Source organism: Paenibacillus solani (assembly GCF_001277345.1).
GTDB classification, from domain to species: Bacteria; Bacillota; Bacilli; order Paenibacillales; family Paenibacillaceae; genus Paenibacillus_AQ; species Paenibacillus_AQ solani.
The window spans coordinates 405,338-421,683 of the sequence record NZ_LIUT01000001.1 but is presented as its reverse complement, the minus strand read 5'-3'; the positions used below and the strand labels follow the sequence as shown (position 1 = coordinate 421,683).

Here is a 16,346-nt window from a genome sequence, read left to right as displayed (position 1 = left end):
TCCAATTTATTTTACAACATAGTTACCTTGTATGTCTCTCAACTCATTACGACCGCTGAAGCAACAGGATTGAGTGACCAGTTGGTTCTAGTCGATTGGAGGAATAAAGCTGAAATTAATAAGCAAAGTTGCAGTTATAACAGGTTCAGGAGCAGGTATATGCCAAGCTATAGCAGAGAAATTTTTGCAAGAAGGAGCAAAGATTGTTCTAAATTCAATTGAAGCTATCAATTAGAAAAAAACAGAAAAAGCATTAAGGAAAAAGGATTCACTGACATCCATAGTGTAGTGGCAAACATCTCAATTGAAGAAGAAAGTAAAAAATTGATAAATAGTGCACTTGAGCATTTTGGACATTTAGATATATTAGTAAACAATGCGGGTATTAACGCTATTGGTTCATCGTACGATTTACCATTAGAACATTATAAATCAGTTTTGGATGTTAATTTGACAGGAGCTTTTATTTGTAGTCAAAATGCTGGGCTTAAACTGTTGTCGATACTCTATTGGCGACAGTTTATTTTATTTACTGTGGTCAATGATCGATGTTGTGGTAAATCCATATAATTCCTCCAACTCAATATTTTATAATTATTATATACTCAACTTTCTCAGACTCAAAATCTGCATAGCTTTTGACTCGTACAGGTTTAGCCATACTGAACTAAAGGTCTTGACAAAATAGAAAAACAACGCTTCGTTTGGTAAAGTGAGAGTGCCGAAGCTTTCACTAAACCACAGAAACGCTGGTCTTTCCACTTTTTTATCATATTTTATCTGCATCCAGAAGAATAATTACCATGTAAAAAAACAACCTGAAAATATTATTCATATCTTCAGGGTTGTTCTCCTCTAACCGATGTGCGTCGCTGATACTTTAATCGCTTGTGCTGTCAGTTCCTTTGGTTGGGTTCTCTTCATAAATTACTGGATACGATTCGCTTCCGAGCAGCATTCTCCGCCCCTGGAACTCATCATACAGATTAATGCGAACCGCCCCTCCACTTACGTTTTTGCTGAAGTTCCCATTCAATGTAATGGGGTATGATTTATTGTTGCCGATGGTCAAATCGGTGCCGAAGGTTAAAACCTTCTCCGTAGATTGTCCGGTTGGATCAATAAGCTCCATGATGAGCTTGTGTTCATAAGAGCCTATCTCGTAATCGCCATTTCTGGAGAGATTATAATGAATAACGGTATCAATCCTATCTTTCCCTTCGCTAAGCGCAGCTTCTCCTCTCGTAATGGAGAGATTGTACGGAAACAATTCCACATTTCGCAGATTCGTTGCTGGTTGTATAGCTCTAGGGCTAAGTGTTAATCGCACGGTATTGATAGATCCAATAGCTCCCGTTGATTCTTCCCCTAAATCTGTCAGCTTTTTGCTGGTTACACCTTCGCCGACATACAATGCAAGCTGAGACGTATTCACATTCAGCGGAAGCTTGCTCCAGACCGTAACCAAGTTTTTTCCATTCGGGCTTGTCCTGACGGACGATTGACTTACCTCTGCCTCAAAATACTCGTTTTCCGGTGTTTTATAGTAAGCAACCAGCTGTGCCTGCATGGATTGACGTGTTTCCTGGCTGGCCATCTCCAATTCCGTATAAATCAAATTGGAACTGCTGTCATGGTAAACGGTAGTCAAGCGTTCACGGACCTCCGCTTTCTTGCCCGGAGTATGGATAAGATAAGAATCGCCAGCAGCCACCTGTTTCATCACATTGTTGAGCGAATTGGTATTCAGCGACAGAAATTTCTTAACGTCCTCTCCTGAAGTTTCCTGCAGATCGATTCGCAATTGATTGAAATGATAGGAATACGGTACATTGGCAAGTACATACAGTTCCACTGTTTCATTCGGTGCCAGGGTCGTTTGGTCATTCGGTACTACGACTTGGGCCGTACTGCTGAGATCGCGCATTCCTGCCTTAACTGCAGCTTTGAACTCAGGCAGTTGTACGGTCGACGATGTGGTATTACGAATGCTGATTTGGGCTGCAATTTGATCCCCATCTCCCCAAGGCAGTCGCTGATATGAGCTCAGCTTTACGCCGAATGTCCCATGATCGTTCTCGATCATATTTTCTAAGCCCAGATGGCTTTTGCCTTCTTGAGCATAAGGAATTTTATAACGGGCTGCTGGGAAACGGATCTTACCCTCTGAAGCAGGCTCCGTCAATTGCAGCTGCAGTTTATTCTGATTCATGTGTAATGGCACATCTGCCGTGAGATCGATGAGCTTCTCCTCTAGCGGCTTCAGCGTAACCTTGTCGAACGCCTTCGTATTCACCGGTATGTTGTAGCCTTCATCCGTGAGGATGGAAGGCTCATAAACCGGCAGCTTCAATGATTGTTCACCAAGATTTTTAACGCGGAATTGAAGGTTCCATTTGCCGGTATCGTTCTCAGCGTATACGGAAGCATTTTTCAATTGCGTCTCCAGCGTTTGATGGTTCACCGATATTTTCTTGATGGCATAATCCGCCGCAGGCACATCAGCGGTAACGGCGGGTAGCTTGAAGGTTTTTACCGGTAACGTCATGTTCAAAGCTTCATCTTCCTGCGTGAATTGCATCGTCAGATTGTCTGTTTTAAGATTGGACGGAACCTCGGCCAGATAATAAATCGTTCGCTTCTGTCCTGGCTGGATCTTGAAGCTGCTTCCTGTTTCATCCTCAGGCACAAGGTCGAATACCGAGCCGCCGGCCGACTTCAGTTGTACTTTATATCCAGGATCGCTCAGTACCTTCTTGCCTACGTTAGCAAAATTGACCCCCACTCTCATATACACTTTTGCATTATGCTTTATTCGCTGCATATTTTCCGCCTTGATCGTAACAGGCTGCTGTTTCATGATAATCTTTGCGCTTTTGCCCTTAGCCACGGCGATATCCGAGGCTGCCGCAGGAAGCTTGAACGATTGCACCGGAAGAGGTATTTTCAATGCTTCGTCTTCCTGGGCGAGTTGCAGTGTCATGCCATTCGTCTTTATCGTGGAAGGGATCTCCGCCCAATAGTAGATGACTCTGCCCTCCTGAGGCTGAAGCTTGTAGCCGGAGCTGGCTGAATCGGGAATAAGCTCAAATATCGAGCCGCCGGCCGACCTCAGATATGCTTTATATCCGGGGTCCCTAAGCACCTTTGTTCCTCTATTCGAGAGCCTGAGCCCCAATTGTATATATACTTTTCCATTGATGGTATACCTCTGCAAGGTATCCGCCTTGGCCATAACAGGAAGATTATTCAGCGTGATCTTCTTGCTCTGCCCTACAGGAACGTTGGTTGAATAATGGTTTGGAACGGTAAAAACGCCCAGCCTTTTCAGATAATTGGCGCTGCTGAAATCAAAGCCGAATATAGATACCTTTACTCCGTTTACTTTGGCGGTCTTGCCGATATTTACATAATAAGTTACAGTTTGGCTGCTTTTGGCGGGCACTGTTTTTATGGCGGCATCCCTCGTGACAGGTTTACCTTGTACGCCCGCACCGCCCGGCGTAGTTACCTTGGAAAAATAATCGTTGAGAGAGACGTTGCCCCCGGTACCGTTGTTATAACTTAACGTATAGATAAGGATGTTACCGCTTGGCTGTGCAAGAATATCCATATCCGTCAGCTTCACGCTGACATTACTCTTCAAAGCTACGGATCCAAGGCTCTCCAGTGTGAACACGGCTGCGGCTGCTGATTTGGGAGTGGGTGGAACGCTTGAGGGTGCTGCATATGCTCCGTATGCAATAGACTGACTTATTACCGCTGTGCCGAGCAGTACTGCAGCATAGTATTTTATGGGCTTGTGCATAGATTTCCCTCCTTGTATAGTATCTTTTGAAAGCACTTTTAGGTTCTTTCCATCCCCCTTGGGGGATGGAAGCCGCCTACGTAATTGCTTCAACGAGTCAAAGTGACAATAAGCCTCAAGAACCGCGTCCTGCGCCAGCTCACGATCCTTGGTGAGAAGGCGGAATAATATACTTGCTTGAAATATCGGGAATACAGAAGTTGGAACGATTCGACGCTGCTTTACTCTGCTGCTCTCTTCCGTTACTCATTCAAATACGTCTTCACCCGGTTCTGGATCAGCTTGCTGACTTCTTCTGCGGATTTCTGCCCGCTCTGGAAGCTTTCAAACTCCTCCAAGGCGATATTTAACACTTTCATATCGCTGGATCTTTGGACGCCCGCCTCCGAGATCAGCTTCTTTACCTCTTCAATCCGTTTTTTCGTCGTTTCGCCATCCAGCAGCTTGTCTATCGGCAAATCCAGCGTTCCGTTCTCAATTTTTTGCATAACTTCATTCAATTTCTTATCGGTGACTCCTTTATTCATCGGCAATCCAAAGAGATCAGGCTCAGCTTGCATTTCATCGGAAAGCAGAAACTTGATAAATTCCCACGCTTCCGGTTGCACATCGGATTTGCTGTTCAGCCCCAAACTGTAAATGGACTTGAAAGGTACGCCTTCCTTTTTTCCGCTCGCACTTGGCTTCTGGTAATATTCCATATCTGAGGGCATCGTTAGTGCTGCCGTGGGGTTCTGTATACCCACCATTTGAAATACCGCTTGGCCGGAATCACTAATCCCTCCGCTGATCAGGCCTTCGTCATACATCGACTTGATTTCCTTCATCATGTTGCGGAATAGATCCGAGTCGAAGTTCGGATTGCCCTGCCCGACGAGCTGGTCGTAATTCTCCTCGATATATTCGAAGAGCAGCGGGGTGAAAAGCACGTTGTAGTATTCTTCGTTTTGTTGTTTCATTTTCCTGGCGACATCCTTAAATTGGCTCCAGCTCCAGGGTTTATCCCTGTCGACTGAAATATTCGCCTTCTTCACTAGCTCGGTATTTCCCCGAACCAGGTCGAGCGAAAAGGCGAGCGGCATGACGTACAGGCCGTCCCCGTCTTGAGATGCCTTCAAAATATTGGCGTATAACGCGTTTCGATCAAACGAGCTGTCTTTGACCATTAGGTCGTACAAGTTGACCAACATTTTTTTTTCGACGAATTTGTCCTGGGGCAAGTTGTTCATGAGAATAAGATCGGCTCCTTTGCCGGAAATCATCTGCGTCGTCACCGATTGAACGTACTTTTCCACGTCTGCCATCGAGGTGGGCTCTATGGCGCCGCCTTCTCCGGTTTCCTCCAACGCCTTGTATTCCTGTATTTCGATATGAACATCCTGATTCTTTTCCTCAAATTTCCGCACAGCGGTTTCCAAGAAACGATCTTTCGTCATGACAGACAAGACGACGGTTTTCTTGCCGCCCTTCGTCTCGCTTCCGCCGTTGCCCGAACAGGCGGAAATCAGCAGAACGATGGACAGCGTTAAGAGTAACCCTAATTCTTTCAAATGAATCATCCTCTCAATTTAATCGAATTCGATTGCCTTCCTGCAGCGGTTCGCTCGACTCCGTCACGATGTCTTCTTCCGGATAAACGCCTTCGAGCACGACGATCTCTTCGTCGTTCCCCTTGCCTGTCTTCACGTAAGCTTTCTGAACCGTGTACGTGTTGCCGAGTGAGCTTCGCTTCTCGCGAACGACGAACACGTAGCTTCCGGTTCCGTCTTTTTTAAGCCACTTTTTGTTGATGACATATCCCTGCTCTTGGAACGGCTTTTCCAAGTAAACGCTGGCTAATTCACCTCCTTGGAGACCGTCGCCGGACACGTAGACGATGATCGTTTTTTGTGCCTTGACTCCTCCGTCAGGATTGCCGTTATCAACGTCTGGATTGCTTTCAGACCCTCCGCCGCCGCTTCCCTGGGAAGCGGCCTTGATTTCGGCGACTGTTCCTTCGAGCTGCCAGGGCTTATCCCCATTCACGCTAACAGACACTTTCTCATTCTTCTGCATCAAATCGGCGGAATCTTTATCCACCGTGAAAGTGAATTGGAACCCCTCGCCGGTTTCCGCCAGCGTCAGCACCGGCTGCCCTTGGGGAACGCTCATGTCTTTCTCGGCTTGAAGATTCAACACTTTGCCGTCTGCAGGCGCTGTCAGCGTGCGTTTTCGTGCCAGATCCTTGCGCAGCGTTTCGATTTTCCGCACCGCCATGTCCCAATCCAGCTGATCCAATTCCAAGTCGCGTTTCGCTTTCCCAATCGCCTCCTCGTCTCCTGATTGCTGGGCGGCCATGAACTGTTCTTTCAGCAGCTCCCGGTTCAAATTCCGTTTCTTCAGCTCGTCTTCCGCATCGAGAAGCTGCTGCTGCGCTTCCGTTCCGTCGAACGTAACGAGAACCTGGCCCTTCTTTACTTGTTCATCATTGCGGACATGCACCTTCTCCACCTTCCAACCGCTCTCGCTGTTTAACTCGATTTGCCGGCGCGGCGTGATCAGACCGCTGCCTTCGATGCGATGCGACAACGATTTTGTCGCGGGTTTCTCTGTCGTCACTTTGGGCAGCAATGCAGTTTGAAGGGTTTGGCTGAACAACGTGAACCCAGCCAAAATGAGGAGAAAACCAATTAATGCAATTCCGGCTATTCGTTGTTTTTTCAATCCCATCTTGCCAACCTCCTTTCACTCAGCCTTTCACACCGGAAAGCTGGATTCCTTCGATAAAATACCGTTCTGCGCTTAAGAACAGGAGCACCATCGGCATCATATACAAAACCGAAGCAGCAAACGAGACGCCGAGCGCATCTTCCTGAATGCGGGAGAGAAAGACAGAAAGCGGCTGCATCGCGGCGTCCTGCAGAAAAATAAGCGGCTGCTCGACCATGTTCCAATAGTCGACGAACAGGAGGACGACGAGTGCGGCGATACCCGGTTTCACCATCGGGAGCGCAACCGATACGAATATGCGCAAGTATCCCGCCCCGTCCATTTTGGCCGCTTCGATATAAGCCGAATGGATGTGGAGCATGAATTGCCGCAGCAGAAACACGCCGAAGGCGCCGAACACGCCCGGCAAGATGATGGAGCCAGGATGTTTCAGGAGGCCTAGCCGATCGACCATCAAGTAGTTGGGTACGAGCGTCACCTGGAACGGCATCAGCATCGTCATCAAATAGATAAAGAACAATCCTTCCCTGCCTGGAAAATTCAGTTTTCCGAACGCGAACGCGGCGAGCGTGGCCACCAACGCTTGTCCGATGATGATGGGAACCACCATCGATACGGAATTCCAGAACAGGTACAGAAACTTCGGCGTTGCGATCAATACTTTATAATATTGCTGGAACGACACCCAGTCGGGAATCCATTTGAGATTAACGAATACGCTCGTGTCGGTTTTGCCCAGCATGCCGTAATTCGCCGCAATTTCACGTTCCGTCATGAAGGAACTGACGACAGTCAAGACGACGGGCATCAGCAGCAGAACGGCGATGGCGATCAGCAACAATGAACGCAACAGCGGTGTGATCCATAACTTTATCAAGTCATTCACCTCTTTTTTTCCGGGGCCCCCGCAAAGTACCTGAATACGCTTCGAAGCAAAAGCCCCACTTTTTGTGGGGTTATCTGGCGCTTACTCCATATAAGAACGGAAAATCCGCTCCGTGCGGAACAGGATGAATACGAGCGCCATTATGCAAAGCGCCATCAACACCGCCGCGGACGAAACTTTCTGGATATCGAGGGACAGAAACATATTGTTCATGTAATGCTGCATCATATAGATGCGATCGTGCGGGTAAGCGCCAGCGACGAGATACGTCTCGCGGAACACCTTGAACGAATTCAGCACGGACATGAGCACGACCAAAAACGTCGTCGGCGTCAAATACGTGAGCGTAATTCCGAACAGCTTGCGAACAGGACCCGCCCCTTCCAGATTGGCAATTTCATAATATTGATCCGGAATGTTCTGCAAGCCGGCCAGGAACAGGATGACGTTGTATCCGATGTTCTTCCATACATAGACGAGCACCATTACAAAACCAGCCCAATCGGATTTCATCCAGTCTTGGCGGCTAAAACCGAAATGCTGCAAAACGGCGTTTAATGCGCCGTTCCAATCGAACAAGATTTGCCAGACAAGCACGATCGAAGCTACCGGTACAACTAGCGGCAGTACATAAGCGGTACGGAGCCAGTTCCGGATGAATACCCGCTGATTCAAAAGTAGTGCCAGCAAGAGCGATACGGCGACGAGGATCGGCACGCTGATCGCGGTGAACCAGAATGTGTTGGACGCCGCTTGCTGAAACGAGGAACTGAGGAGCAGTTCCTTGTAGTTGGATAACGTGAAGCTTCCTCCAAGTCGATCTTGGAACGAGATCAGGATGCTCTGGCCGAACGGGATGAGATAGAAGACGGAAAACCCGGCCAGGCTCGGAGTCAGAAAACCGAGGGTAGCCAAAAGTTCCCTGCGGGCCATACGGTGCAATTTCATGAAGAAACCTCCAATCGGGAGCCGGAAAACGATCTATGCGAAACGGCATCACGTCTATTAGTGTACATACAAGCTTGGGTAATAAGTATGGAAACAGTGTGGAAAAAGTGTGGAATCGGGCTGCATTCGGATCTTTTATGATAAAATGGTTCTCGATAAACGTTAGGAGGGGCCGCATGAAGTCCTATCAAATCGCTGTAGTCGACGACGATGCCCAGATTCGGGAAATTGTAGAGGCTTATTTGCATAAAGAGGGATACTGTACGATTACATTGTCAACGGCGGAAGCCGCGTTGGAGCTGTGGAAGGACAATCCGCCCGACATGTGGATTCTCGACATCATGCTTCCGGGGATGAACGGCTTCGAGTTGTGTCGGCAAATCCGCAAAGAGGCGGAAGTTCCGATCATCATGATCTCGGCGCGCGATGAAGAAGTCGATCGCATCCTCGGGATCGAGCTCGGCGGCGACGATTACTTGACGAAGCCGTTCAGCCCGCGGGAATTGGTCGCGCGCGTGAACCGCTTGTTCCACCGGGTCAGCTCGATTCGTCAAGCCCTGGAGAATTCCGTCCCTTCACAGCATGGGCATTCGACGGTCGAAGTTGGCGAGCTGCGGCTCGTCCTGGAGGAACGGCGCGTCTTCTGGCGTGGGGAAGAAGTCGAAATGACGCTGAAGGAATTTAAACTGCTGCAGACATTGTCCGAGCAGCCGAATCGGGCGTTCACCCGGGACGAGATGCTTACGCTGATCTGGGGAGACAATTATTATGGGTACGACCGGGCGATCGACGATCTGGTGAAGCGGCTTCGAAGGAAAATAAAAGAGCTTCCGGTCGAAACGGTATGGGGACATGGCTATCGGCTACGGACGGAAAGGACGGGACAATAAGATGAGAATGATTTATCGGCTTCATCTTTCATTTGCATTGCTGCTGTTATGTATTCTGGCGATTACTGCTGTTCTTATTTATCCGCTGCTACTCGACACTTTGGTGGACAACCAGCGGAAAGAGATGCGGGATCAGGCCAGTTTGCTGACGAATATCAATCCATTCATGCCGACCAAGCCGGCGCCACAAAAGGGTGCGCCGATAACCATCTGGAAGGATTCTTCGGCCAGCTTCGACGTGGTGCTGACCTCCCCCAGGGAGATAGCGGTCTACAGCTCCCTGTCCAAAGATGCGACGACCGAACTGATGGAATCATCAAAGCAAGGCGACCTCGGGCCTGGGGGAATCTGGAAAGGATTAGACGATCAATATATCGTCGAAACGCTCACGATAAGGCTAGGCATCGAACCGGACGAGGGGTTTACGGCGGTGATGGCAACGCCGCTAAGCAAGATCAAAACGATGCAGCACGCCTTGTTTAAACGGTTGATGATCATCCTGTCCGTCGGCGGGATCGTCGCTTTCCTGCTGAGTATGATCATCACGAGGAGACTCGTCAAACCGCTCGGAGATCTGAAGAAGGAATTGAACAAGGTGGAGAAACGCCGATTCTCCGAAGTCCGGTTGATTGAAACGGGAGGCGAGATCGGAGATGTCGCGAAGGCCGTTTACGATCTCGCCGGCGAATTGGATAAATACCAGCACACGCAGAAGCATTTTTTTCAAAACACCTCGCACGAGTTGAAAACGCCGCTCATGTCCATCCAGGGATACGCCGAGGGCATCAAGGACGGCATCTTTACGGGGGATTATGCCAATAAAGGTCTAAATGTCATCATCAAGGAATGCGAGCGGTTGAAAAAAATCGTGACGGAAATGATTCTTCTCGCCAAGTTGGAAAGCGAAGAAGGTATATTCCATATGGATCGCGTCCCGGTACGGGAATTGATCACGGAGACGCTCGAGCGCATCAATCCACTGCTGCTCAAGAACGGCTTGCGGATCGAGATGAACGAATTCGACAGCGACCAGGAGTGGTCTATCTATGCCGACCGCGAGAAATTACTGCAAGCGCTCATCAATATTCTGGGCAACGCAGCTCGATATGCCAAGGAAACGATTCGCATCCAAACTTCCGTCGACGCTGAAGGAATCGACATCGGAATCTCCGACGACGGCGAAGGAATTCCCGAACCGTTAATATCCCAGCTTTTTGAGCGGTTTTCGAAAGGAAAGAACGGAGATACGGGGCTGGGTCTCGCGATTTCCCGCGCCATCGTTGAGCGGTGCCGTGGCCGCATTTCGGCCCATAACGAGCCGGGCGGCGGTGCGGCGTTTGTTTTGCGATTTCCAAACCATTTCTAGCTTGCATTCGTTGAGTAAGTATTTAGGTCATGAAAGCCGATTGTCGAAGACCGAAAGTCCCGACGATTTTGATCAGCAGATACAGCTACAGGAAATGTATAACTTGATTTTACAAACAACCATATTCACCATCAAAATGCCGTGTTCAACTCTGTTGTCGGCGCTCACGCACTTTGTCGGTGTCGTAATCACCGTCAAATCGGTTTGGAAAAACGCCATTTCTCCCTTCACAGAGCTAAACCTTAATGATTCTCCCTTGGCCCCATAATAACTCACCTTGAGATTCTTCAGATTGCTGTTCTTGCTAAGCACACTAGGGAAAAAGGCAGTCTTATGCTGAATCGTTACGCGCTGACCGGATGTGAAACTCCCTGCTCCGGCAGTATCAGCGAATACCGTATGAGCATGCTCCTGCGTTTGCAGAGCGGGAAGACCAACAAGTGAAATACAGACAGTAGCCGCTATTCTGATGAATAGTCGCTTACGGATCGACATGCGTGAACCCATAGATATCCCCCTCTCCCATACAAGCTCTTATATTTATGTGAACGCTATTATAAGACAATATGTTCCAAAAACAAAAAAGCTCCTTTTGTTTAAGGAGCTCCTTTCACAGCTCTATATCCATTTGTCATACCAGATGGGTGAGGAATACCTCCAGTTGGTCTGCCTGTCGTTTTACTAATACGGTCGTTCATCCCATTCCTTATATCTTCCCATATTTGCCCGAGATTGGAGGTATGGGTAATCGATATGTCTCGAGACATCGGCTCTCCTACGCATCCCGATAATAATATGATGCCAACGATCATAAAGACTGACAGACATCCATGCACTAGCTTATAGTTTCCTTTCGAATCAGGTGATAATTGCATTTCCGGATACCTCCTTATGTATGTATCACAAGAAAGTATAGGAAATAAATCTTATCATTAAGTAGGACAAATTCTTAACGATTACTTAAATATAACTGAACATTTACATTCAACTGCATAAGTAACTTGTCTTCTTTCTTGGCTCATTAAGAAACGCTCCACTAAGGGAGCGTTCTAGATTGAATCCTGATCAACTATGAAGATAGATAAACAGACTTAAGGTAATTGTTGAAACGTTCGGTTATACATATCTAGGAAACCGCGTCTCGAAGGTCGTCCTCTGACGATCACTTCGTACCCGGATCTCGCCTCCCTGCACCTCTACGATGCTTTTGGTTATTGCCAAGCCCAAGCCAGTCCCCCCTGTCTGCTTCGAGCGGGAACCCTCCACCCGGTAGAAGCGATCGAAGATGAACGGCAAATCCCGCTCAGGAATAGGGTCGCCATAGTTGGTAAAGCTAATGCTCACCTGGTCTCCATGGCTGCGAACCGCGATGTCGATTCTCTTGCCACTTCCCCCATAACGGATCGCATTGGATATTAGATTCTCATAAGCACGTACAAGCTGAGCGCCATCGGCCTGAATGACAAGTCCTTCTTCAGCTGCAAGATGGCATACTATCCCGGTTTTCTCCAAAACCGGAACCGTTTCCTCAATCAGCTGCCTGATGAACTGTGCCATATCAATCTCCTGGATCTCCAGTGGAAGCCCGTTGTTGATTCTCGTATATTCAAACAGATCATCAATCAATTTCTTCAGATTTTGCGCTTTTTCATATGCGATATTCACGTAATAGCGCAGCTCCACTTCATCTTGGTACCGGTCTTCCTCAATCACTTCAAGAAACCCCAGTATCGATGTAAGGGGCGTCCGCAAGTCATGTGAAACTCCCGTGATCAGGTCATTTTTCGTCTTCTCCGCGTTACGCTCCTCCAATATAGACTGATGAAGCTGCCTGCTCATCTGATTAATACTCTCAGCCACTTCGCCCAGCTGGCTGCCCGAATGAACCGGAATTACGGTGTCAAAATTTCCTTTGGCTATCCCGCGAAGCCCTTGGGTGATCTCTCCCAAATAGGCATTCAGCTGCTCGGTCATGAGATTGATGCTGGAAGCGATGTCGCCTAATTCGTCTTGGGATTTAAGCTCGATTCTCGTATTGAATCGTCCAGCTGCTACATCCTCGACACCAATCTGAATCTTCTTCAGATCAAGGACAAACCACTTTGTGCTCATATAATAGCTAACCAAAAAGAGTATAGGGCCCGTAACCATCAAGACCGGCTTAGAGCCAATGTTATTAATGAGCCACGCTAAGGGCTGGTTAATTACCGGAATGCCGAGTATGAGCGTACTTAATGCATAGAGTATGATAAGCATGGCTGCTGAGATGCCGATGCTGGTAAGCAGCATAAACAGCATCTTCAGACGTATGCTTTGAAGCCTCATTCCTTTCAAGTTCATCACCTCTGCCAAGGTTTACTCTATTTTGTATCCGATTCCCCAAACCGTCTTAATATATTGCGGCTGTTGCGGGTCTTTCTCGATCTTCTCGCGCAGTTTGCGAATATGAACCATGACCGTGTTTTTCGATTCCATGAACGGTTCATTCCACACCTCGGTATAAATCTTGTCCATGCTTAAGACGAGTCCACGGTTAATGGCCAAGGTGTGCAGAAGGTCAAATTCGCGAGGCGTCAGCTTAATCTCCGCGCCAGCCACTGTTACCTTGTGGGAAGCGACGTTTAGCACGAGCTCATCGATCTGGATTTCGTTATCATTTCGTGCCGATTGGCTATTCAACTGTTTATACCGGCGAAGCTGCGACTTGATTCTTGCGATCAATTCCAGCGGACTGAACGGTTTGGTCACGTAATCATCCGCCCCGATGCTGAGCCCCGCGATTTTGTCGATCTCCTGACTCTTGGCAGACAGCATAATGATCGGCGTGTTATTCTCCTCCCGAATCTTCATGCATGCTTCAATCCCGTCCATATGTGGCATCATGACATCGAGGATGATCAAATCCACCTTGCGGGTTTTTAGAATGTCCAGCGCCTCCAGCCCATGAGATGCAGTAAGCAGCGTATGGCCTTCATTTTTGACGTAAATCTCCATCAGCTTCAATATTTCCGTTTCATCATCAACCATTAATATTGTAACTCCAGACATTGGGCCCCTCCTTGATCAAATGGCTGCTGTCAGCATAACAGCCTTTCCTTATCTTTCTTCTGGATTCGGAAGTTGCGCAACTGCCGGTTTCTACATACCAGTCTCGCCTACGGCTTTTTATATAAATAATGGCTGGCTGTGATGCTGGCTTATGAACCAGAAAGCGGCAAAGCTGGGGAATCAGCTTGTTTAACCGGTTTCTTCGCCTTCGGTATATTGCCAAATATCACCCAAGAGCCCGGTATGAATCGAACCGTCAGCTCCACCACAATCCATGAGCAGCCTAAGGCTGCCGCAAAACCGCCTGCATACCATAGATGGATCAGTATGGAATTCCCTGTGATTAGCGGGAAATGACGGTAGAGAAGCAGAAAGAACGGATGAATGAGATAAATCCCGAAAGACACGGCCCCCATTCTCTCAAACGCCGACGTCCAACTGCGCACTCCTGCCCGGTAAAATAGAATGGCAAACTGGAGGAGAACCAGCGTCCCTAAATAAGTATGGGCATTCCACATCAGCTCATACAGCGTTGAGTTATAAACAGTTCCGTAAAGTCGGCTGTTGTAATACATGCTCACATGAGCGAAACCCGCAGCCCCCCATGCAATCCAGAGCATCAACCAAGCAACGACGCGGTAAGATCGGGCATTTGCGCGGCTAATGACAAGCCAGGCTTTTAGTTTCGGATAATAGATACCGATAAAAGCTCCCAGCATAAAGTACGCAATATAAGAGAATGCCCAGCTTCCTTTATTCGGTACTTGCCAGTAATACTTATTCATCAGTATAAACATCCACTGGATCACCAGTCCAATCGGAATCGCCCATTGTACGAGTTTGGGGACTTTCTTGAACAGCCACAGCACAAGCGGAAACAAGACATAGAATTGAATGCTGATAAACACGAAATAAAGATGAGTATAGGCTTTGCCCGTCAACAGCTTTTGGACAAAACTCTCGATCGTGTCCCCGAAAGGCCGGCCCTGATAATACAGAAAGTGCAGCAGCGTGAAGTAGAATACAGAGAATAAGGTATACGGAATGATAATGTACAACAGCCTTTTTTTATAAAAGCCGCCAATCAGTTTCTTTGTCATGGGGCGGTCATAGTAATTATAGAAAAGTACGAAACTGCTCAGAAATATGAATGTCGGCGTTCCGTGCTTCATGAAGATATTCATAAAGTTGTAGATAAAAAAGTACTTGGAGTCTGTCATTGCAGATACAGCATACGATGTGGAGTGAACGGACAGCACACCGATTATGGCAAATGCTCGTATCAATTGCAGCTCAGGCAGACGCTCCCTTGGCAAAACGTTCATGTTGTTCATGGCAATACCCTCTCATCTCTAATTCGAATATTCTCGTTTCCTTGCCGAAACGGATTCAATTAGTATAGAAGACAGTTCTTAACGCCATGCTATTCAAATTCTTAACAATTACTTAAAGATTCTGGTTCATACTGCTGAGGAAATAATCCTTGGACAGGAATATGCCTTAAGCTTACAATGGATATAATCTTTCAAGCGGGGTGAATGGGGTGCTGTTCTTGATCCAAATCGTTCGAAGTAGCTAGGCTCGTGTTCAATCTGGACCGGGCCATGTAAATAATATCGATGTCACAGCCAAATACCGCATTTCACTTCCTCTAGTATGTAAAAAATAGCATGCTGGCGGGTAAGGGAGAAGTCTGTCCTTTTTGTGCCATTTTCACTTGTTCTAACAAGGGGATGTGACCTGCTACCGGCTTTCGGCATCGAACGAATGAATAAGGATCCACTCTTTTACAGCATCTTATTAATCTCTAATGGAAGGTGACAAGGTATATGAATTCACAAGAATACATGCAATTTTATGATCGCGTTGGTTTGTTGAACGGCTGGGACTTCAGCCAGGTTAGATGCACCTCGGAAGGTGTTAAGTGGAATTTTTACGATGAGGTTATAAAAAATTGCAAGGCCTCCGACATTCTGCTGGATATTGGAACAGGCGGCGGAGAGAACTTATTATCCATAGCAACAAGCCCAGCCTTATTGATCGGAATCGATCTTTCACATGCTATGGTAGAGACGGCACAGAAGAATATGCAGAAGGCAGCGGCCTCCAATGTTCGCTTTATGCAAATGGACGCACAGCAGCTTCAATTCCCGGAATCATTTTTCAATGTAATTTCGTGTAAACACTCCCCTTTTTGCGTTTCGGAAGTTGCAAGAGTATTAACGAAGGATGGTGTGTTTCTGACCCAGCAGGTTCGCGAGTGTGACAAAGCCAATCTGGCTCAGGCATTTGGCAGAGGTCAATCCACCCGTGAAGACGGAGCTTTATTGGACCAGTATATGAAAGAACTTCGGCATGCAGGATTCCAGGATATCGAGTATGCCGAATATGATGCCGTCGAATATTATGAGCGTGAAGAGGATCTTCTGTTCTTGCTCATGCATACCCCCATCATTCCCGGATTCGGACGCGAGGAAGCGGATTTCCGCACCCTGCAGCAGTTCATCCGTGACTATCGAACAGATCAGGGAATTCGGACGAATTCCGCACGCTTTATGATTGTGGCCCGGAAATAGCGAACCCCTGGTTCCATATCCGATACAGCATCACGTTTTAATCGAGTAGGAGGGGGTGACTAACCCCCGTCCTCTCACACCACCTAGCATGCGGGTCCGCACTAGGCGGTTCCAA

12 protein-coding genes and 1 pseudogene are annotated in these 16,346 nt (G+C 47.7%); 4 read left to right on the top strand and 9 right to left on the bottom strand.

Translation table 11 applies throughout. The features are described 5' to 3' along the window. Positions 1 to 243: 243 nt before the first annotated feature. Positions 244 to 570, top strand: a pseudogene (locus tag AM231_RS27960) (SDR family NAD(P)-dependent oxidoreductase); the annotation flags it as partial. A 310-nt stretch (positions 571 to 880) separates the two neighbouring features. On the opposite strand, the gene AM231_RS01845 reads toward AM231_RS27960, so the two are convergent. The 5 genes from AM231_RS01845 to AM231_RS01825 all read right to left on the bottom strand — a co-directional run bounded on the left by AM231_RS01845 (position 881) and on the right by AM231_RS01825 (position 8,351). Beyond that, positions 881 to 3,808 (bottom strand): hypothetical protein, encoded by a 2,928-nt coding sequence (locus AM231_RS01845; RefSeq protein ID WP_054401058.1) that lies wholly within the window; start codon positions 3,806 to 3,808, stop codon positions 881 to 883. Between the two features lie 242 nt (positions 3,809 to 4,050). Next, positions 4,051 to 5,358: an ABC transporter substrate-binding protein gene (locus AM231_RS01840; protein ID WP_165593364.1), complete on the bottom strand. Its 1,308-nt coding sequence runs from the start codon at positions 5,356 to 5,358 to the stop codon at positions 4,051 to 4,053. 13 nt (positions 5,359 to 5,371) lie between these two features. Continuing rightward, complete coding sequence (locus AM231_RS01835) at positions 5,372 to 6,517, bottom strand: efflux RND transporter periplasmic adaptor subunit (protein WP_054401056.1); 1,146 nt, start codon at positions 6,515 to 6,517, stop codon at positions 5,372 to 5,374. A gap of 19 nt (positions 6,518 to 6,536) precedes the next feature. After that, positions 6,537 to 7,325 carry a carbohydrate ABC transporter permease gene (locus AM231_RS01830; RefSeq protein WP_106406078.1) on the bottom strand — a complete coding sequence of 263 codons (789 nt, stop codon included), beginning with the start codon at positions 7,323 to 7,325 and terminating at the stop codon, positions 6,537 to 6,539. 159 nt (positions 7,326 to 7,484) lie between these two features. Continuing rightward, positions 7,485 to 8,351 (bottom strand): carbohydrate ABC transporter permease, encoded by an 867-nt coding sequence (locus AM231_RS01825; RefSeq protein ID WP_054401054.1) that lies wholly within the window; start codon positions 8,349 to 8,351, stop codon positions 7,485 to 7,487. Between the two features lie 176 nt (positions 8,352 to 8,527). Here AM231_RS01825 and AM231_RS01820 point away from each other — a divergent pair, with 176 nt between their 5' ends. Together AM231_RS01820 and AM231_RS01815 are read left to right on the top strand one after the other, a co-directional pair. Continuing rightward, positions 8,528 to 9,241 (top strand): response regulator transcription factor, encoded by a 714-nt coding sequence (locus tag AM231_RS01820; RefSeq protein ID WP_054401053.1) that lies wholly within the window; start codon positions 8,528 to 8,530, stop codon positions 9,239 to 9,241. 1 nt (position 9,242) lies between these two features. After that, positions 9,243 to 10,607 carry a sensor histidine kinase gene (locus AM231_RS01815; RefSeq protein ID WP_054401052.1) on the top strand — a complete coding sequence of 455 codons (1,365 nt, stop codon included), beginning with the start codon at positions 9,243 to 9,245 and terminating at the stop codon, positions 10,605 to 10,607. Positions 10,608 to 10,679: 72 nt separating this feature from the next. Here AM231_RS01815 and AM231_RS01810 read toward each other — a convergent pair whose 3' ends face one another. From AM231_RS01810 to AM231_RS01790, 4 genes are all read right to left on the bottom strand, one after another. Next, entirely contained in the window at positions 10,680 to 11,114 is a 435-nt protein-coding gene (locus AM231_RS01810; protein ID WP_054401051.1) for a hypothetical protein, read from the bottom strand. Between the two features lie 609 nt (positions 11,115 to 11,723). Next, positions 11,724 to 12,947, bottom strand: coding sequence for a sensor histidine kinase (locus AM231_RS01800; RefSeq protein ID WP_423212900.1), 1,224 nt, complete (start codon positions 12,945 to 12,947; stop codon positions 11,724 to 11,726). 15 nt (positions 12,948 to 12,962) lie between these two features. Beyond that, complete coding sequence (locus tag AM231_RS01795) at positions 12,963 to 13,655, bottom strand: response regulator transcription factor (RefSeq protein WP_054401048.1); 693 nt, start codon at positions 13,653 to 13,655, stop codon at positions 12,963 to 12,965. A 149-nt stretch (positions 13,656 to 13,804) separates the two neighbouring features. Then, entirely contained in the window at positions 13,805 to 14,989 is a 1,185-nt protein-coding gene (locus tag AM231_RS01790) for an acyltransferase (protein ID WP_054401047.1), read from the bottom strand. 495 nt (positions 14,990 to 15,484) lie between these two features. On the opposite strand from AM231_RS01790, the gene AM231_RS01785 reads away from it, so the two are divergent. Then, on the top strand, positions 15,485 to 16,231 hold the full coding sequence (locus AM231_RS01785; protein WP_054401046.1) for a class I SAM-dependent methyltransferase: 747 nt from the start codon (positions 15,485 to 15,487) through the stop codon (positions 16,229 to 16,231). The last annotated feature ends 115 nt before the right edge of the window (positions 16,232 to 16,346 follow it).

Excerpts from the sequence above, each read along its gene's own strand:
- AM231_RS01790 (WP_054401047.1), bottom strand. The coding sequence starts at position 14,989 with ATGAACAACATGAACGTTTTGCCAAGGGAGCGTCTGCCTGAGCTGCAA.
- AM231_RS01825 (WP_054401054.1), bottom strand. The coding sequence starts at position 8,351 with ATGAAATTGCACCGTATGGCCCGCAGGGAACTTTTGGCTACCCTCGGT.
- AM231_RS01835 (WP_054401056.1), bottom strand. The coding sequence starts at position 6,517 with ATGGGATTGAAAAAACAACGAATAGCCGGAATTGCATTAATTGGTTTT.
- AM231_RS01820 (WP_054401053.1), top strand. The coding sequence starts at position 8,528 with ATGAAGTCCTATCAAATCGCTGTAGTCGACGACGATGCCCAGATTCGG.
- AM231_RS01785 (WP_054401046.1), top strand. The coding sequence starts at position 15,485 with ATGAATTCACAAGAATACATGCAATTTTATGATCGCGTTGGTTTGTTG.
- AM231_RS01800 (WP_423212900.1), bottom strand. The coding sequence starts at position 12,947 with ATGAACTTGAAAGGAATGAGGCTTCAAAGCATACGTCTGAAGATGCTG.
- AM231_RS01815 (WP_054401052.1), top strand. The coding sequence starts at position 9,243 with ATGAGAATGATTTATCGGCTTCATCTTTCATTTGCATTGCTGCTGTTA.
- AM231_RS01810 (WP_054401051.1), bottom strand. The coding sequence starts at position 11,114 with ATGGGTTCACGCATGTCGATCCGTAAGCGACTATTCATCAGAATAGCG.
- AM231_RS01845 (WP_054401058.1), bottom strand. The coding sequence starts at position 3,808 with ATGCACAAGCCCATAAAATACTATGCTGCAGTACTGCTCGGCACAGCG.
- AM231_RS01830 (WP_106406078.1), bottom strand. The coding sequence starts at position 7,325 with ATGCCCGTCGTCTTGACTGTCGTCAGTTCCTTCATGACGGAACGTGAA.
- AM231_RS01795 (WP_054401048.1), bottom strand. The coding sequence starts at position 13,655 with ATGTCTGGAGTTACAATATTAATGGTTGATGATGAAACGGAAATATTG.